This is a genomic window from Nonomuraea sp. NPDC049400, assembly GCF_044466425.1.
GTDB lineage: Bacteria > Actinomycetota > Actinomycetes > Streptosporangiales > Streptosporangiaceae > Nonomuraea.
Genome location: NZ_JBITMP010000045.1, coordinates 53,908 through 71,580, shown reverse-complemented (window position 1 = coordinate 71,580; position 17,673 = coordinate 53,908). Strand labels below are relative to the sequence as shown.

Genomic DNA, 17,673 nt, shown 5'->3' with positions numbered 1-17,673 from the left:
CCTACACGCTCACGCTCGCCCTCTGCACGACTGGGCCATCGTCTACCAACTGTTCGGCACCGGGTTGCGCCGCGCCTGCGGCCTGGCCGGACGATGGCCGCCCAGCTCAGACCTGGCATGTGATCGCTCAGGAAGACCTTGCCGGGTGAGCGTCCGACGCGTTAAACCGCGCCGTCGCCCTGCGGGCGGCGGGAGCGCCTGGTATCCACGTTGCCGGTCAAGGTCCTGAGGATGCCGGGCAGTTCTGCCACGGTTTCGGCGGGAAGGCCGGCCACGGTCTCCTCCGCCAGGGCACACCACATGTGCTTGACCTGGTCGGCCAGCGCCTTGCCGCTGTCGGTGAGTTCCACGATGCTGGCGCGCCTGTCAGAGGGGGCGGGTGTGCGGCGAATGTGGCCGCCGGCTTCAAGCTTGCGGGTCATGAGCGTGACGCTGGGCGGCTCGCAGCCGAGCGCCTCGCTGAGTTGGGACTGGATCGCCGGGCCGGTCCGTGCGAGTTCGAGCAAGAGCGCCTCTTGGCCGGGGTGCAGGCCGAGCGGAGCCAGCAGCGCGGCGGCCCTGGCGCGGTGGCGCAGGGTCAGCAGGCGGATGGCCTGGTTGAGGGCATCGGCTTGCTCGAAGTCCATGGGGCCTCCTTGACAGGTTAGTTATTCGCATAACTATTATGCGCATAACTAATCCTATGGCACCGAGGAGTCAGGCATGACCGTGAAGGTCGCCGTCATCTACTACAGCGCGACAGGCAGTGTTCATTCACTCGCGCAGGCCGTCGCCGAGGGTGCCGCCTCGGCCGGAGCTGAAGTGCGGCTGCGGCGGGTCGCCGAGCTGGCGCCCGACAGTGCGATTGACCAGAACCCGTCGTGGCGGCAGCATGCCGATGCCGCCAGTTCGATCACCGAGGCGTCGGTCGAGGACCTGGCGTGGGCCGATGCGTTCGCGTTCGGTACGCCGACCCGGTTCGGCGGGCCGGCTGCGCAGCTCAAGCAGTTCATCGACCAGGCCGGCGGGCTCTGGCGGGAAGGAAAACTGGCGGACAAGCCGGTAACGGCCTTCACCTCGGCCTACAACCGGCACGGCGGCAGCGAGGCCACGATCCTGTCGCTGGCCAACGTCTTCTACCACTGGGGAGCGCTGATCGTACCGACCGGATTCACCGACCCGGCCGTGTACGCCGCCGGCGGCAACCCCTACGGCACGTCGATGACCGGCCCGGCCGTGGACGGGCCGGACACCGCGACGCTGGAAGCGGCCAGGTACCAGGGACGGAGGCTGGCCCAGTTTGCGATCCGGCTACTGGAGGGCGACCGCACCGCCGATGCCACCGCACCGGGCGGGAACGCCCGCGAAGCCCTGGCCGCGACAACCTCTCTGACCGCGTGAGCGGCGGCGTTCGGCACGGAAAAAAGGTCATGACGAGCGTCAATACCGCACCTCAGCCGGCCAGGCCCCACGCCGCCCACGCATGGATGATCATGGCGCTGGCGTGTGCCTGCCAGTTCATGGTCATCCTGGACTCGTCCATCGTCAATCTCGCCCTTCCCTCGGTCCGCGAAGAACTCGGCTTCACCCCTACCGGCCTGGCCTGGGTGGTGAACGGCTACTTGCTCACCTTCGCCGGCTTCATGCTGCTGGGCGGTCGCGCGGCCGATCTGTTCGGCCCGCGGCGGATGCTGGTCGCCGGTCTGTTGTTGTTCTCCGCCGCAAGTCTGGTGGGTGGCCTGGCGACCGCTCCGCAGGTCTTGGTGGCGGCCCGCGTCGCGCAGGGCGTCGGAGCCGCCATGATGGCCCCCGCGACGCTGGCCGTGATCAACACCTCCTTCACCGAGCCGAACGCCCGGGCCAAGATGTTCGGCGCATGGTCTGCCGCCGGCGGTGTGGGCGGGATGGCCGGCGCGGTCGCGGGCGGTGCCATCACCACCGGTCTGTCGTGGCGGTGGGTCTTCCTCATCAACGTGCCGATCGGCGCAGTGCTGATCGTCGTGGCCATGATGGCGCTGGCCCGCACGCGCACCGGCCGGCAAGAATCGCTTGACCTCGCCGGCGCGGTCACCGGGACGGCGGGGCTGGCCGCGCTGATCTACGGGGTCATGCAGAGCGCCGATCACGGCTGGACGTCGGTGCTGGTCGTCGGGCCGGTCATGGCGGGCCTGCTCCTCCTCGTTGTCTTCACCGTGGTGGAGGCGCGTTTCACCACCCAGCCGATGATGCCCCTGCGGCTGTTCAGAATGCGCGGGGTGGCCGTCGGTAACGGCATGCTGCTGCTGTTCGGCGCGATTCCCATCGCGATGTGGTACTTCACGTCGCTCTTCCTGCAGAACGTCCTCGGCCACAGCGCCCTGCAGGCCGGGCTCGGGCAGACGCCCGCGGCGGTGACGTTCCTGGTGATCGCGCGGTGGGCCGCTCCACTGCTGCCGCGAACCGGTGTGCGACCTCTGGTGCTGGCCGGCAGCGCCTGCTTCCTGGCCGGTTTCGGCTGGCTCGCCCAGGCCCACTCCGACAGCGGCTACCTCACCGGCGTGCTCGGGCCTACGCTGCTCATCGCGACCGGCATCGGGCTCACCTTCCCCACCCTCATGGCCACGGCCACCGCCGGCGTCGCCGAGGGTGACGCGGGGATCGTCGGCGGTCTGGCCAACACCGCGGGCCAGGTGGGCGGGTCGGTAGGCCTGGCGGTGCTCGCGACGGTCGCCAGCACCAGAGCCGCGTCGGAGGCGGGCGGGAGTTCCTCGCCCGCCGCTCTCGCCACCGGCTACGATCTGGTCTTCCTCATAGCGGCCGGACTCGGCCTGGCCATCGCGGTGGTCAGCATGCTGCTGCCACGGCACCGCGCGACTGACCGCCGGTGACGGCTCACCGCACCTCGTGCGGATATTTCGGTAAATGTGCTGGTCAGGCGCGGGACGAGGCCGGTGTCACGGTGATCCTGACCGTGTCGTACTCGACCGTGAACTGGCCATCGGACTGTACGGTGGCCAGCCCTTCGCGATAGGACGGGCACGCGGGGACCCAGCCCAGCTCACGCTTTACCCGGTCGGTGCTCAGCCGGATGCGGGTCCTGACCATGAGCGCGAACATGTACGGCGTCGCGCGCAGCAACCAGGCGGGCATCGCCAGCGGGGCAGGTCCGTCGGACGCGGTCGCGAGTGCTCGGCGCTGACGCAAGGGCCAGCATCACTATCCATCGCCATGGCGGCGATAGTCCGGACTTGTCATGCCATGGAAAGAGTGGAGCGATATCAGATTTTTGTGATGTTTCACGGACGGCGCCGCATCTGGCGTCGATCGCGTCTACCGGGGAGGGTCGGGTGCCAGGCTTCCGTCGGGGGCGATGTGATCGAAGATCTGGCCGATCAGCGTGATCACATGCGGGTCCTCCACCGCGTACAGCGTCCGGCGGCCGTCGCGGCGTGCGGTGATCAGGCCGGCCAGGCGGAGCTTGGCCAGGTGCTGGGAGACCGTGGCGATGCTGATGCCCACGTGCGTGGCCAGCGTGCTGACGTCGTAGGAACCGTGGGTGATCAGCCACATCACGTGGAGCCGTATCGGGCTGGCCAGCAGAGCGAACGTCTCGGCCGCCGCCCTCAGCTGCGCGGGGGGCGGCGGCGGGTGCTCGGCGCCGGGTGAGCCCGGTGCGGGGGAGGTCGACATCGTCTCTCCATTGTCTCGCGCCGACGGCCTGCCTCTCATCCTATGTTTCGACACTTGCGCGACTTCCGAAACGTGTGGAAGATTGGAGGCACTCCGAAGGGGAGTAGCCCGCAACGCCCGCACGTCGACACGCTGAGAACCTCGCGTTCTCCGGCGGCGGGGACCGGTCACCGGCCGGTGGGCGAGACCTTCGGCCACGCAGTCATGCCTGGCCGAGCCCCCTTTCGCGGATGCCCGGCCGGGTTGTCCACCGCCTGGGAAGGACTCCCTCCACGTGGCTTCCACCACGCTGCCGCGCCCACGACTGGCCTGCCAGCTGCTGCGCTGCGCGCCGCTCACCCCGCGCGCTGATTTCCCTGCTCGCGTTCATCGCCCGCCTCGGGCCATTGAGCGCAGCGCCGCTTGGCCCGCTCCCCGGTAGACGCCGGTCACCGACGCCGTGACTCCTGCCGGGCTGTGCCCGGCCCTCCATCACCCACCGGCGGCGCCACCGCGGCGCCGCCGGCCAGAAGGGACACCACACCACTATGAAGACCTCGACGTTGCGGCTGCTGGCAGACGCCCGCTCGGCCAAGGCGGGCGGTGAGCGGGCGACGGCCGCCCGGCAGCGGGCCCGCCTGAGCGAGCTCGTGGCCTGGGCGCGTACCCGCTCCCCCTACTACCAGCACCTGTACAGAGACCTGCCGGCCGGAGTGGCCGACCTGGCCCTGCTGCCGCCCACGACCAAGCGCGAGCTGATGGCCACCTTCGACGATTGGGTCACTGATCCCGCCGTCACCTTCGCCGAGGCCAGGGCGTTCGCCGACGATCCGGCGCGCATCGGGCAGCCTTTCGCCGGCCGCTACACGCTGTCCACCACCTCCGGCACCACCGGCACGCACGGCATCTTCCTGCAAGACGCCCGCGCGACGGCGGTGACCTCCGCGATGATGGCGCGGATGCTGGCCGGCTGGCTGAGCGTGCGGGATGTGGCCCGGATCGCGCGCAGCGGCGCCCGGATCGCGCTGGTGATACCCGAGGGCGGGCATTTCGCCTCCACCGTGGCCGCCGCCCGGCTGCGCGGCCGCTCCCGCGTCGCCGCCTTCAGCGTGCACCAGCCGCTGCACCACCTGGTGGCCCAGCTCAACGCCTTCCGCCCGGCGGTGCTGGCCCCCTACGCCAGCATCGGCGCGCTGCTGGCCGGCGAGGCCGAAGCCGGACGGCTGCACATCAACCCCGCCCTGGTGATGCTCACCGCCGAAGGCCTGCCCGTCGGCGAGTACGCGCGCATCGCGGCCGCGCTGGGGGCGAAGGTGCGCACCAGCTACGCCTGCAACGAGTGCCCGTTCCTGTCCTACGGCTGTTCGGAGAGCTGGATGCACGTCAACGCCGACTGGGCCGTCCTCGAACCCGTCGACGAGCGGTACCGGCCGGTGGCGCCGGGCGAGCCGTCGCACACCGTGCTGCTGACCAATCTGGCCAACCATGTGCAGCCGATCCTGCGCTACGACCTCGGCGACAGCGTCGTGCTCCGGCCCGATCCGTGCCCGTGCGGCAGCCCGGGCCCGGCCGTCCGCGTCCAGGGCCGCGCCGCCGAACTGCTCACCTTCCCCGGCCCGGCGGGGGAACAGGCGCCGGTCACCCTCGCACCGCTGCCGCTGGCCACGCTGCTGGAAGCGGTGCCCGGCCTGGAACTGTTCCAGATCGTCCAGACCGCGCCGGCCACGCTACGCATCCGGCTGCACCCCGCCCCCGGCAGCGACCCCGCAACCCTCTGGCATCGGGTCGAGACCCGCATGCGCGACCTGCTGTCCCGCCACGGCCTCGGCCATGTGCGCCTCGAACACGCCAGCGAACCGATCCAGCACAGCGCGGGCGGCAAGGTACGCGCCGTCATCCCGCTCTCGGCCACCGGCATGGACCCGGCCGGTTCCGGACGTCCCTAATCACCACCACCCCACCCACGGCCACACCACCACCGCCGCGGTGGTCGCCCACCACTGTCGTTCCCCTACGGCTCGCAGGGGAGGGCGAGGCGATCGCCCCGCCCTCCTCAGCCTCCTCCTTCTTCGAAGAAACGGAGACGTCTTCGTGTTGCCCGACCTCCTGGCCTACGGCGTCCGGATCCTGCCCGGCCTGCTGCTCATCGGCGCTTGCTTCGCGCTGGCGCGCGCCGAGCACGACCCGCTGCTGCGCATCCTGACCCTCATCTTCGGGTTCGTGCTGATCAGGGATGCGATGACACCGCTGGGATTCTGGCGGCTGGGCGCCGCAGGAGGAGTGCCCTGGCTGCGCTTCACCGACCAGGCGGGCATCCTGCTGCTGTTCGCTCTCGGAACGGTGGCGCTGACCGCCGCCGTGCTGAAGCTGGACAGCGGCCTTCGCTCGCTGGTGCGCTGGGGCCGACTCACCCCGGCCACCCTCGCCTGGGGGATCGGCGGCGGCATGCTGGCCGCCGCGCCGGTGCTGCTGCTGTCCCTGCCGACACCGCTGCCGACGCGGGGCGGCGCGGTCGCGGTCACGCTGCTGCCGGTGTTGCTGCTGTTCAGCCTGGCGGGCAACCTCGCCGAGGAGGTGCTCTTCCGCGGGTTCCTGCAAGGCCGCCTGGAGCAGCACGCCGGAGCCGTTCGCGCGGCCCTGCTGTCGGCCCTGCTGTTCGCCGCCTGCCACGCCTTCCTGGCCTCGACCGTGACCGATGTCGGCTGGCCACTGCTGGCCTTCACCCTCTACGAAGGGTTGATCTGCGCCTTCCTGCGACTGCGATCCGGCGTCATCGCCGCCGCCCTCGCCCACGGAACTGCGATCTTCCTGCTGGCCGCTGCGTTGATCTGAGCCGGTGAAGACGCTGGCCGGGGCAGACGCGAGCGCTCGCAGAGATGAGTGTTTCTGCGAGAGCCCAGCGGGCTACAGTCCGAAGGCGCCCGCCTTCACGAGCATCACCACACCGATGCCGATCAACACGATCGGCAGCAAAGGCCACACCCACATCAAGGCGGGCCAGGAGGGGCGACTGGGCCATGATCCGCTGGCACGGCCCCAGTTGTGACCACCCAGTGGGCACCAGGGCGGCAGTGAGCTCAGCGAAACCGGCAAGCTGGTTCGAGTGGCGTTCGACGCGCTATGTTTCTTCCTGGAGTCAGGACGCGCACGCTCCTCGCCGCTGCCACCGCCGGGCGGACGACCCCGCGGGTTCGGGGGAAGGCATCGGTCCCCGAGATCACGCGGGAGCTGGGCCGTGCGCCGTCCGCGATCAGGCAGCGGGGTGGTGAGGCGCAGGTCAGCGACCCGGCGTCTCGGATGATGTGACCCTCCGCTTGGGTTTGGTTGCGGTCTGGTGAACACGGCCGTTCGGCAGAGGTGATCGCCGCTACGGTTTCGGCGTCTGGACGCCAGGAGCGAGGCGAGAGACGACGCTGGAGAATGACCCCTTTATCCGTCCAAAGCCTGATAAGGGTCATGGGCAGGGCGGGCGGTAGGGCAGGCCGGGGAAGAACTGGTCCCACTCGGCCCTGGTGATCGGCGGGTACGCGGTCCGGCAGACGCGGGCGGCCAGGCGGGCGGCGTCGGTCTCCCACAGCAGCACTGTGCGGTCGTAGCCGCCGGTGGCCAAGGTGTGCCCGTCCGGGCTGAACGCGACCGACGACACGCGGTCGGAATGGGCCTGCAGGGAGGAGCGCTCCTGGGGGCGGCGGCGATCGGCGAGGTCCCACAGCCGGGTGACGCCGTCGCTGCCGGCCGTGGCGAGGGTGCGGCCGTCCGGGCTGAAGGCGACCATGTTGACGTTGTCGGTGTGGCTGGTGATGGTGACCAGCGGGACTGGCCGGCGGAGGTCGGTGACGTCCCAGAGGCGGGCCGTGTCGTCGTAGCCGGCAGTGGCGAGGGTGCGGCCGTCCGGGCTGTAGGCGAGAGAGTTGATGCCGTCGGTGTGGCCGGGAAGCGCGGCCAGCGGGGCGGGGTGGCGGGGGTCGGTTACGTCCCAGAGGCGGGCCAGGCGGTCCCACCCCGCGGTGGCCAGCGTACGGCCGTCGGGGCTGAAGGCCACGGCGTTCAGCCCGTCGAGGCCGCCGATGAAGCCCGCGAGGAGTCGGGGGCGGTGGGGCTCGCTGACGTCGGTGAGGCGGACCGTGTGGTCGAGGCTGGCGGAGGCGAGGATGTGGTGCCCCGCCGGGCTGAAGGCGACCGCGTTGACGTTGGCGGTGTGGCCGGTGAGGGTGGCCGGCGGGCGGCCACCGGCGACGTCCCAGAGGCGGACCGTCTTGTCGTTGCTCGCCGTCGCCAGCAGGCCGCCGTCGGGGCTGAAGGACGTCCCCCAGATCTCGTCACCGTGGCCGGTGAGGACCGCCCGCAGGCGAGGGCGGGCGGGGTCGGCGACGTCCCACATCCGTACGGCGTGGTCCTCCCCCACGGCGGCCAGGGTGCGGCGGTCGGGGCTGAAGGCGAGCCAGTAGACGGCGGAGGTGGGGACGGTGAGCGCCGGGGCCGGCAGGTCCCACAGGCGGGCGGTGTAGTCGTCGCTGCCGGTGGCCAGCGTGCGGCCGTCGGGGGTGAAGGCGGCTGAGACGGCGTTGCCGGTGTGGCCGGTGAACGTGGTCGCGTACAGGGGCCGGCTCGGATCGGTGACGTCGGTGAGCCGTACGGTGTCGTCGAGGCTGGCGGTGGCGAGGAGACGGCCGTCGGGGCTGAAGGCGACCGACCTGACGACGTCCCGGTGGCCCTTGATCACGACGTTCGTGCCGTCGGCGAGGTCCCACAGGCGCGTGGTGCGGTCGTTGCTCGCGGTGGCCAGCAGGCGGCCGTCCGGGCTGAACGCGACCCAGGCGACGGCGTCGGCGTGGCCGGTGAGCAGGCGGGGCGGGCCGGGGCGGGCGGGGTCGCTGACGTCCCACAGGGCGGCGGCGCGGTCGAAGGCGCCGGTCGCCAGCGTGCGACCGTCGGGGCTGAACGCCACCGACACCACGGCCTCGGTGTGGCCGGTGAGAGTGGCCCGCGGGCGGAGGGCGTTCTGGCCGGCGACGTTCCACAGGCGGACGGTCTTGTCGGTGCTCGCTGAGGCGAGGGTGCGGCCGTCCGGGCTGAACGCGACCGCGTTGACGTCGTCGCCGTGCGGCAGCGCGGCGAGCTGGCGGGGGCGGCGGGGGTCGGTGAGGTCCCACAGGCGGGCGGTGTGGTCCCAGCCCGCGGTGGCCAGGCGGCGGCCGTCGGGGCTGAAGGCGGCGGCGTTGACGTTCTCGCGGTGCCCGGCGAGCACGGCCAGCGGCTCGGGGCGGTGCCGGTCGGTGATCCGCCACAGCCGGGCCGTGCCGTCGCGGCCCGCTGTGGCGAGCAGGCTCCCGTCGGCGCTGACGGCGACCGCGTTGACCCGGTCGGTGTGCCCGGTCAGCCGGGTGGCGTACGGGGTGGCGAAGGTGCGCTGCAGGCTGCTGCGGGCGTCGGCGGTGGGCGAGAGCCGGTAGGCGGCCAGCGCGAGCTGCGCGCCCAGGGCGGGGTTGGCCGCCCGCACCTCGGCCGCGTCGGCGGCGACCTTCTGCGACAGCGCGATGTCGCGCTGCCCGGCCGCCATACGGCCGCTGCCGACCGCGTTCACGGTGGTGGCCGTGGCGATGACGAGCAGGACGGCGAGCAGCGCGACGAGCTGCCGCAGGCGGCGCGCCTGGCGGCGGGCGGCGGCCTGCTCCCGCGCCGCCGCGGCGATCCCGGCCTCCAGGAACTCCTTCTCCCTGGCCGACAGGAGGGGGTTCTTGGCGGCGGCCCAGTCCCTGGCGACGGCGAGGCGGGTGCCGCGGTACAGCGCGCCCTCGTCGTGCCCTTCGGCCTCCCATGCCTCGGCCGCCTCGGTGATCTGGCGGTGCAGGCGCAGCCCGTCGCGGTCCTCGGTGAGCCAGTCGCGCAGGCGCGGCCAGGAGCGGATCAGCGCCTCGTGGGCGATCTCCACGTTGTCGCCGTCGAGGGTGACGAGCCGGGCCGCGGCCAGCTCGCCGAGCAGCCCCTCGTCGTCGGCGAGCTCGTCGCGGCCGACGCGGCGCTTGGTGTCCTCGGTGCCCTCGCCGAGGGCGGTCAGACGCAGGAACAGCTGCCGGGCGACGGACTGCCGCGCTTCGCTCAGCCCGTCGTAGAGCGCTTCCGACGTCCGGGCGATGGCGTGCTCGATGCCGCCGGTGGACTCGTACCCGGCCAGGGTGAGGGTGTTGCCGCGACGGCGCCGCCAGGTCTCCAGCAACGCGTGCGAGACCAGCGGGAGCACCCCGGCCTGTCCCTTGGCCTCGGCGACGAGCCGCGACACCAGCGCGCCCTCCACACGGTGGCCGGACTCGATGGCCGGGCGGGTGATGGCCTGGCGCAGCTCCTCGGTCGTCATGGGGCCGACCAGGATCTGGGCCTGCTGGAGCACCTCGGCCAGGTCGGGGTGGCGCGCGCAGTGGGTGTAGAAGTCGGTGCGCACGCCGAGGACCACACGGGTGCGGCTGCCGGGCTCGCGGGCCGCGCTCACCAGCGCATCGATGAACGCCGCCGGCTCGGCCGGGTCGGGGCAGAGCGTGAACACCTCCTCGAACTGGTCGACGATGAGCACGAGGTCGCCGGCACGGTCTTCCTTGGCCACGACCTGGCGGACGGCCAGCCCCAGGTTGCGGCGGCCGGCGGTGAGGTCGGCGAGCAGCGCGCCCGCCGGGACGCCGAGCCGGGCCGCGAGCCGCACCGCGCATTCACGGAAAGGATGCGGCCCCGGGGTCAGCAACAATGCCTGCGCGGCCGGTAGCAGACCCGCTCTCAACAGCGACGACTTTCCCGATCCCGACGCGCCGAGCACCGCCAGAAAACGATGCTCATTCAGGCCGGCGCGGAGCTTTTCCAGCAGCCGCTCCCGGCCGAAGAACCGGTCGGCGTCATCCGGCCCGAAACTGGCCAGCCCGACGTATGGCGGTCTTTCCTCTGATGTTTCCCGCGGCTCCGGCCGGTTGATTTCCGCGGCCAGCGAAATCCACCGCTCCTGCCATTTCTCCGGGTCCGCGCCGCAGGCCTCCACGTATGCCAGAGTCACCGCCAAGCTGGGCAGTTTCCGCCCTCCGGCGGCCTCCGACAGGGTGCCGGCCGAGTAATGCGCGCGTTGGGCGAGCTCACGGTAGGAGGGGCTGCCTGCCTTTTCGCGTAATCGTCGCAGGTCGGCTGCGAACCGTAACAGCTTTTCGTCACCGGCGCCGAGCGGCCGTTCGCGGCGAGGCATCTCCACCCCCGTTGTGATCCTCAAGCCGGCTTCATTGTTCAGCAGTTGTTGTTCGGTGTCCACCGCGTGACACCGAACAATCCGCGGGCCATATACCAGCACTCATGACCACACCTGATGACGAGGGAGAGTCATGTCCGTAGTCAGACGTATTTCCTGCGTGACGGTCGCGGCGGCGGCCGCGGCGACCGTACTCACCGCCTTACCGGCCCAGGCCGCCGCAGAGGGCTGCTGGGGCACCGGGCCGACCGTCACCGACACGCTGGGACAGCGGTGGGCGACCCGTTACTGCAACAACTACCGGGCCGGCGACGTCTACAACTACGTCGACGGGCGGTGGCAGCCGGTCGGCAGGCTGTACGCCGGCGACAACTGGTTCGTCTGCCAGGCCCACGGCCCCGAAAACCCGCCGGTCGGTGACTGGGTCAACGACATCTGGCTCTACACGGAGGCCGACGAGGCCTGGGCGGCCGGTGGCTGGGGCGGCTTCCCCGCCACGCACGTGTCCGGCGGCGTGAACTACGGGCCGATACCGGGGCTCGGCTGGTGTCCCTGGGAAGAGGACGTGCTGCCCTCCGGGTCGGGTGAGTGAGCCATGTCCCTGCGCTCCCGCCTGACGGCCCTCACGATCCCGCTCGTGCTGTGCGCCGGCGCGGTGACCCCCGCCCACGCGCAGCCCCCGCCGCCCTCGCCGGGCACCACGGCCGCCAAGAAGGAGCCTCTGGCGCCGGAAGAGGCCCGCCTGCGCGCCTTACGCAGGGCCGCGGAGCGCGGCAACCACGCCTACTACGACGCGGACAAGGTCTCCGCCGACGGCCGCTCGCAGCAGAGCGTGAGCAAGCTGGCCGCGATCACGGCCTTCCCCGCCACGCCGCCGCAGCCGGACACCGGTAACTGCCTGGCCAAGGAAGAGGCCAAGACACCGGAGGGCTGGACCTACAACCGGCTGCTGTGGTGCCAGACGGTCGGCTACCGGGCCAACTACACCAAGCGCACCTCGGCCGGCACCGTGATCTACATGGGCAGCGTCGAGGTCACGTGGGAGATGGCCGCGATGGGCAGCAACACCCAGCGTGCCATCCGGGTGTTCTGGCGGCCGGTGGCCGGGTCCGTGCGGTACGTCGGCTGGACCACCGGCGTCCCCAGCGGACAGCCCTTCGCGGTGCACCCCGCGTGCGCCGAGGCGGCGCCGTACTGCAACAACCTGGGAACGCCGGCCAGGAAGACCTGGGCGGCCTGGAACACCACCACCGACTGGGCCTCCTGGGACGTGACCTCGCCCGCCCGGTCCGGCGACTCCACCCGCGAGAAGATCACCTCGCCTCACTGGCACCTGGTCACCGACGCCACGTCCCTGGAGTATCCGGAGATCCCGGCGGGCCAGACGAACGACTGGCCGTTCCGCTGCGACTCCGCCGACTACTTCTCGCGCTTCGGGCAGGCGTTCGACCAGGCCTGCGTGTTCACCGACGTGATCCCGCACCTGCAGTACAGCCTCTCCAGCCGCAAGCACGCAGCCGTCGCCCGGCACATCCACGAGGCCCAGCTCAGCCCGGACACCTCCTACCCGATCGAGTCGCACCGCAAGGTCATCCCGGGCCGCTGGGAGCCCGACCCCGACCCCGAGTACGGCTCGCTGCACCGCGTGGAGGGCAGCGGCACCATCGCCGCGGCGAACACGACCTGGAAGAACTACGCCTGCAACCGCAACGGCCCCTACAACGCGACGACCGGCCTGCCGCCCAAGACGGCGCAGCAGGAGGCGGAGGGCTGGCAGTGCGACGAGTACCCCTTCCGCTCGACTGCCGAGGGCGCCAGCAGCGGCACCTGGGACTTCTCCGTTCGGTGGGTGCCTCCCTCGCAGAACACCTCGGCGGGCGGCTCGCTGAATGCCTTCTTCTTCGACGACCGGATCCTGCACGTCAACGACCCGTTCTGGGTGAAGATCAACCCCTGAGAGGCTTCGCCATGGCCCTGATCAACAGAATCGCCCGCGCCGGAGCGGCGGCGGCACTGGTGTCGGCGGCGGCGCTGACCGTCGCCGCCCAGCCCGCCGCGGCCGACCTGGGCCCGCCGCCGGGCTGCCAGCGCGGCCACTTCTGCGTCTCCGGCGGACCGGACAGCCCCACCGGCTGGTCCACGGCGGGCAACTGGACCGGGAGCGTCTACGGCGTCTTCCTGTTCAACAACGGCCATCCCTATCCCGGGGCCGACCACGTGGACGTCACCTTCTACCGGGCCCAGGACGGCTCTGGCCCGTACACGCGGTGCGTGCACTACTATCCCGGCCCCGGCGAGTACTACCTCTACACCCCGAACGATCCCGTCCAGATCGTGCGGGTCCGCTGGCGCGGCGAGTGCTGATCCCCGATCTACGGGCTCGGAGGACCGTTGCGTCCTCCGAGCCCGCGTCACATCGTCCGCTGCAGCCGGCGGCGGGGCTTGGCGCCGGACGATCAAGAACGGCCACCGCATGTGTACACAACGGGCATCGCGCCCGCTCCCTCGACCTCGGGCAGTCCGGCTGGACGCTTGAGTGGAGGGGAAGCGAGACTCCAGCGAGCGTCTCGGGTCGCAACTGGGGGGTCTTCTCCCGAACGTGTCCCCAGCCGCCAACTAGCCGCCAACTAGGCGGGTTCGCTGCAGATCTCGGGGGGATAGGCGACACGATCGTGAGGATGGCGAGGTGTTCGGCATCGTGGCCTCGACCTGCCCGCAAGCACGCAGTGCTGGCTGATCGATCGTGCCCCTTGCTGGAAGGGCGATGTCGTCCTCATCTGCCGATGACGGCGCCGCCCTCCGGGGACTGCGACGATGGTGGCGGGCCGTCGGTCGTCAACTCCGCGGGAACATTTGTCCAAGACTGATAGTCGACCGCACGTGCATAGTCTCCGCATGAGTGAGTACGACATTGAGCACTCGCGTGGGATGCACGTGGTCCATGACGGCCCGCGGCAGGGGCCGCCGTTGTTGCTCATCCACGGATCGGGCGCCTCGGGCGGCTTCTGGAGCGCGGTGGTCCCGGCACTGGCCGGCCACCATCACGTCATCCGGGTCGACCTCCCGGGCTGCGGCCAGTCCCCGCCCGCGCCGTCGTACGACGTGCCTGCGCAGGCGGGCCAGGTGGCGGCGCTGCTGGACAATCTCGGCCTTCGTCACGTCGCCGCGGTCGGGCACTCCAGCGGCGGCTACGTCGCCACCGCGCTTGCCGAACAACGTCCTGACCTCGTGGGTTCGCTTGCACTGATCAGTAGCGGCCCAAGTCTGGATGCGCTCCTTCGGCAGCCGTTCATCCTTCGGGTCCTGTTGGCACCGCCTTTGGGCCCGCTCCTGTGGTCGAGGCGTTCGGATGCGATGATCCGCAGGGGGATCAGCGCGACGGCCGCTCGCCCGGTGGACCTTCCGGACGACGTGGTCGCCGACGTACGGGGCATCACCTACCGCGTGATGAGGACGGTGCTGCGCCGGAGCACCGCGTACATCGCCGAGCGGAGCGTGCCCGAGCGTCTGGCCGCCCTCGAGGTCCCCGTGCTGGTGATCTTCGGCGCTGCCGACCCCCGTTGGGAGCCGTCGTCGGCGCACCAGTACGGCGCGGTGCCGAACGCGCGGGTCGAGCTGCTGCCCGGCGTCGGGCATCTCCCCATGTTGGAAGCGCCCGAGACGACCAGCAAACTGCTGCTGGGCTTCACGGCAACGGGCCGCTGACAGCCCACCCATGATCCCTGAGGCCTAGACTGGTCAGGTGTTGTCGACCGGGACGCCACCTGACCGGGCGTGGGTGGACGTCGCAGTCCCACGCCCGTCGGTTCGGCTGCCGGGGGTCAGCATGGCCGGGTTCCGCCATCGTGCCCCGGCCTTTGTGGACATCGCCATGGTCGCGTACCCGTCCGTCACCCTGCTCGTCGATCTGAGCGAGGGAGAAGGCGTCGTCTACGAAACCCATGGACGGCACGAGCGCGGCAGTGTCGTCGTCGGGCTCCTCCCCGGCGATCTTCGGGCAACTGGCTGCGGAGTCGGCGAGTGCCTCCAGATCCGGCTGGAGCCGGTCGCGGCGGCTGCGTTGTTCGGCGCATCGACCGAGCTCAGCGGGACGGTGGTAGCCCTTGAGGATGTCTGGGGCCGCGACGCCGGGCGGGCCGAGGACAGGCTGCGCGCCGCCGCGTCGTGGGACGAGCGGTTCACGATCGCGGTGGACATCCTCGGCCGACGGCTGGGCGCCCACCCACCGGTCGATCCGCAGGTCGCCTACACCTGGCGGCAGATGCTCACCAGCCGGGGGCGGGTGCGGATCGACGGCCTGGCGGACGAGGTCGGCTGGAGCCGCAAGCGCCTGTGGTCCCGCTTCCGGTCCCAACTCGGCATCACACCCAAACGCGCCGCCCGACTGGTGCGCTTCGACCACGCCGCCCACCTTCTCGCGGCGGGTCACGCCGCCGCCCGCGTTGCCACCGAGAGCGGCTACGTCGACCAGTCCCACCTCCACCGCGAGGTCACGACGTTTGCCGGGCTCACGCCCACGGCCCTGGCCGTCGCGCCGTGGCTCGCGATCGACGACGTTGCGTGGCCGGCTTCATCGGCAAGAAGACCGGCCGACCGCGCGTGATCGGCCCCGCCGAGTTGGTCACACTACGCCGCCTGGTCGACGACGGTGTCTCGATCACCGAGGCTGCCCGCACCCTCAAGGCCGGCCGGGGTCAGACGAAGAAGCTGTCGTGGCGGAGAAAGAACTCGGCACGCTCCTCTTCGCTGAGGCGGGCCAACTCGGTGACGCCTTCGAAGTACTCCTCGCGGGGTGCGCCGGGGGCGAAGAGCATCAGCATGGAGGCGGGCTCGCCCGATTCGTTGCGGAAGGCGTGCAGCCCGCCCACCGGTACGTACAGGTAGTCGCCGGATGTGGCGTTGATCCAGCGCCGGCCGTCGAACAGCCGCATGGTTCCGGACAGGATGAAGAACGATTCCGACATCGCCTTGTGGAAGTGCGTGCTGGGCCCGGCGGCCTCGGGGCCCATGTCCACCCGGTACAGGCCGTACTCACCGCCGGTGGAGACGGTGGTGGACAGGTAGTGGTAGGCGGTGCCCTGGGAGACGTTGGGGCCGTCGGTGGCAACCGGCTTGGAGACGAAGTCGGGCGCGGCGGTCGCGGGCCGGAAGCTGGCGCTGATCTCACCCTGCTCACCGAAGTAGCGGGGGTCGGGGTAGGACACGGTTACTCCTTGGACGAAGAAGGGGGGGCCGAGGGTCAGGCGTTCAGGAAGTCGCGGGCGAGTTCGACGAGGTCGGAGGGGTCGGCGAACCAGTCCATATGGCCTTCACCCGCGATCTCCACCAGATGGCTGCCGGCGATCGCCTCGTGCAGCTGCCGGGAGCCCTCCAGGGGGATCATGGCGTCGTCGGCGAAGCCGACGACCAGCGTGGGCGCGGTGATCGCGGGCAGCAGCGGCCTGATGTCCACCCGCAGGCCGAGGTCGATCTGGCGGCTGATGCCGGCCGGGGGCCAGGCGTCGGCCAGCGACTGGGCCAGTCCGTCGTGACCGAACCGGTCCAGGGCGGCGGCGCTGAAGCCGGTCAGGGCGGAGAACCGCTTGAACAGCTCGCGGTCGGTGTCCAGCAGCTTGCGCGCGGTCTGGAAGTAGTAGCGGTCGCGCGGGCCGGTGGAGTGTGCCCAGCCGCCGACGAGGACGAGCCGGCGCACCAGGTCGGGGTTGGCGGCGGCCACCGCGGCCGCGCCGACCGCGCCGAGGGAGAAGCCCAGCAGGTCCACGGGGTCGTCGGACGCGTCACGTATCGCTGCCGTGATCTGGTCGGCGATGAGGTCGACGCTCAGTTCTCCGCCGTCGTCTTCGGTCTGGCCGCTGCCGCTGAAGTTGGGGCGGATGACGGTGCGGGTGTCGGCGAAGTGGTCGACGACGTTGCCGAAGACCTTCTCGGCGTCGCCGCCGATGCCGTGGACCAGGACAAGGCCGGGCCCCTGGCCGTCGGCTTCGTAGTGGACGCGGGTGTTGGAGGCACGGGTGAACGGCATGTCACTCCTTAGGCGAGAGGTCATTAAGTGAGTGCTAAGATAATCAGCAGTTGCGCGAGTGTTAATTAAACGAGCGCTCATCTATCTTCTGTGGGAGGAATCATGGCGGATGCGGTGGCGGCGGTGCTGGAGCAGTGGCGCCGCGAATGCCCCGGCCTCGACGTCTCGCCGATCGGCGTCGTCGGCCGGATCATGCGGCTGTCCCGGCTGTGGGACAAGGAGATCAAGGACTTCCTCGCCGACCACGGCCTCGAACCGGGCGAGTTCGACATCCTGTCCACGCTGCGCCGCTCCGGAGAGCCCTACGAGCTGACCGCGAAAACCTTCCTCAAGGCGTCCCTCGTGACCACCGGGGCGGTCACCCTGCGCGTCGATCGCATGGCTGAGAAAGATCTGGTCACCCGCGAACCAGACCCCTCCGACCGCCGCTCTGTCAAGATCCGCCTCACTCCGCGAGGGCTCGAAGTGATCGACCGGGTCCTTCCCCTCCACCTGGCCAACGAGGCCCGCTTGCTGCACAGTCTTGACGCCGACGAACGCCGGCACCTCGCCACCACACTCGCCACCATGCTGGAATCCCACGGCGACACCGCCCCCCACACCGCCCGCTGAGAGGGCATGTGATGAACGTAGATGGCGGCACCGCGCGCCTCCTGCTGCCGTCGTACGGGTCGTCGCCCTGAACAGCCGCGTCGAAGTGCTCCAACGCCCGGCGAGGCGCCCCCAGACTGAGGGCCGCGCCGCCGGCGAACTGGTGAAACTCGCCCAAGTTCAGCCAGTACAACGCGGGCGCGTGCATGCAGCA

General features: G+C 70.9%; 16 protein-coding genes. 10 read left to right on the top strand and 6 right to left on the bottom strand.

All coding sequences use genetic code 11. From position 1 onward, the window contains the following. Positions 1 to 161: 161 nt before the first annotated feature. On the bottom strand, positions 162 to 626 hold the full coding sequence (locus ACIBVN_RS45650) for a MarR family winged helix-turn-helix transcriptional regulator (RefSeq protein WP_397146554.1): 465 nt from the start codon (positions 624 to 626) through the stop codon (positions 162 to 164). A 76-nt stretch (positions 627 to 702) separates the two neighbouring features. Here ACIBVN_RS45650 and wrbA point away from each other — a divergent pair, with 76 nt between their 5' ends. Both wrbA and ACIBVN_RS45640 read left to right on the top strand, forming a co-directional pair. Further along, positions 703 to 1,380 (top strand): NAD(P)H:quinone oxidoreductase, encoded by a 678-nt coding sequence (gene wrbA / locus ACIBVN_RS45645; RefSeq protein ID WP_397146553.1) that lies wholly within the window; start codon positions 703 to 705, stop codon positions 1,378 to 1,380. A 29-nt stretch (positions 1,381 to 1,409) separates the two neighbouring features. After that, on the top strand, positions 1,410 to 2,846 hold the full coding sequence (locus ACIBVN_RS45640; protein ID WP_397146552.1) for an MFS transporter: 1,437 nt from the start codon (positions 1,410 to 1,412) through the stop codon (positions 2,844 to 2,846). A 43-nt stretch (positions 2,847 to 2,889) separates the two neighbouring features. Here the strand turns inward: ACIBVN_RS45640 and ACIBVN_RS45635 are convergent, their stop codons facing one another. After that, positions 2,890 to 3,162 carry a hypothetical protein gene (locus tag ACIBVN_RS45635; RefSeq protein WP_397146551.1) on the bottom strand — a complete coding sequence of 91 codons (273 nt, stop codon included), beginning with the start codon at positions 3,160 to 3,162 and terminating at the stop codon, positions 2,890 to 2,892. Between the two features lie 126 nt (positions 3,163 to 3,288). Next, positions 3,289 to 3,648 (bottom strand): ArsR/SmtB family transcription factor, encoded by a 360-nt coding sequence (locus tag ACIBVN_RS45630; protein ID WP_397146550.1) that lies wholly within the window; start codon positions 3,646 to 3,648, stop codon positions 3,289 to 3,291. Between the two features lie 527 nt (positions 3,649 to 4,175). Between ACIBVN_RS45630 and ACIBVN_RS45625 the strand changes: the two genes are divergently transcribed. Together ACIBVN_RS45625 and ACIBVN_RS45620 are read left to right on the top strand one after the other, a co-directional pair. Further along, positions 4,176 to 5,573, top strand: coding sequence for a hypothetical protein (locus ACIBVN_RS45625; RefSeq protein ID WP_397146549.1), 1,398 nt, complete (start codon positions 4,176 to 4,178; stop codon positions 5,571 to 5,573). A 145-nt stretch (positions 5,574 to 5,718) separates the two neighbouring features. Beyond that, positions 5,719 to 6,459, top strand: a complete 741-nt coding sequence (locus ACIBVN_RS45620; RefSeq protein WP_397146548.1) for a type II CAAX prenyl endopeptidase Rce1 family protein — start codon at positions 5,719 to 5,721, stop codon at positions 6,457 to 6,459. Between the two features lie 622 nt (positions 6,460 to 7,081). On the opposite strand, the gene ACIBVN_RS45615 is transcribed toward ACIBVN_RS45620, so the two are convergent. Further along, positions 7,082 to 10,870 (bottom strand): helix-turn-helix domain-containing protein, encoded by a 3,789-nt coding sequence (locus tag ACIBVN_RS45615; RefSeq protein WP_397146547.1) that lies wholly within the window; start codon positions 10,868 to 10,870, stop codon positions 7,082 to 7,084. A 109-nt stretch (positions 10,871 to 10,979) separates the two neighbouring features. Here ACIBVN_RS45615 and ACIBVN_RS45610 point away from each other — a divergent pair, with 109 nt between their 5' ends. The 5 genes from ACIBVN_RS45610 (at position 10,980) to ACIBVN_RS45590 (ending at position 15,449) form a co-directional block, all read left to right on the top strand. Continuing rightward, entirely contained in the window at positions 10,980 to 11,438 is a 459-nt protein-coding gene (locus ACIBVN_RS45610) for a hypothetical protein (RefSeq protein ID WP_397146546.1), read from the top strand. A 3-nt stretch (positions 11,439 to 11,441) separates the two neighbouring features. Continuing rightward, the gene (locus tag ACIBVN_RS45605) at positions 11,442 to 12,803 is read left to right on the top strand and encodes a NucA/NucB deoxyribonuclease domain-containing protein (protein WP_397146545.1); all 1,362 of its coding nucleotides are present in this window, start codon (positions 11,442 to 11,444) and stop codon (positions 12,801 to 12,803) included. A gap of 11 nt (positions 12,804 to 12,814) precedes the next feature. Continuing rightward, positions 12,815 to 13,210, top strand: coding sequence for a hypothetical protein (locus ACIBVN_RS45600; RefSeq protein WP_397146544.1), 396 nt, complete (start codon positions 12,815 to 12,817; stop codon positions 13,208 to 13,210). Between the two features lie 531 nt (positions 13,211 to 13,741). Continuing rightward, entirely contained in the window at positions 13,742 to 14,551 is an 810-nt protein-coding gene (locus tag ACIBVN_RS45595) for an alpha/beta fold hydrolase (protein WP_397146543.1), read from the top strand. A 37-nt stretch (positions 14,552 to 14,588) separates the two neighbouring features. Further along, on the top strand, positions 14,589 to 15,449 hold the full coding sequence (locus ACIBVN_RS45590) for a helix-turn-helix domain-containing protein (RefSeq protein WP_397146542.1): 861 nt from the start codon (positions 14,589 to 14,591) through the stop codon (positions 15,447 to 15,449). A 91-nt stretch (positions 15,450 to 15,540) separates the two neighbouring features. Here the strand turns inward: ACIBVN_RS45590 and ACIBVN_RS45585 are convergent, their stop codons facing one another. Then, a complete protein-coding gene (locus ACIBVN_RS45585; RefSeq protein WP_397146541.1) occupies positions 15,541 to 16,050 on the bottom strand; it encodes a cupin domain-containing protein in 510 nt (169 codons plus the stop codon). A 35-nt stretch (positions 16,051 to 16,085) separates the two neighbouring features. Beyond that, entirely contained in the window at positions 16,086 to 16,868 is a 783-nt protein-coding gene (locus ACIBVN_RS45580) for an alpha/beta fold hydrolase (RefSeq protein WP_397146540.1), read from the bottom strand. A 102-nt stretch (positions 16,869 to 16,970) separates the two neighbouring features. On the opposite strand from ACIBVN_RS45580, the gene ACIBVN_RS45575 reads away from it, so the two are divergent. Beyond that, positions 16,971 to 17,480, top strand: coding sequence for a MarR family winged helix-turn-helix transcriptional regulator (locus tag ACIBVN_RS45575; protein WP_397146539.1), 510 nt, complete (start codon positions 16,971 to 16,973; stop codon positions 17,478 to 17,480). Positions 17,481 to 17,673: the final 193 nt, after the last annotated feature.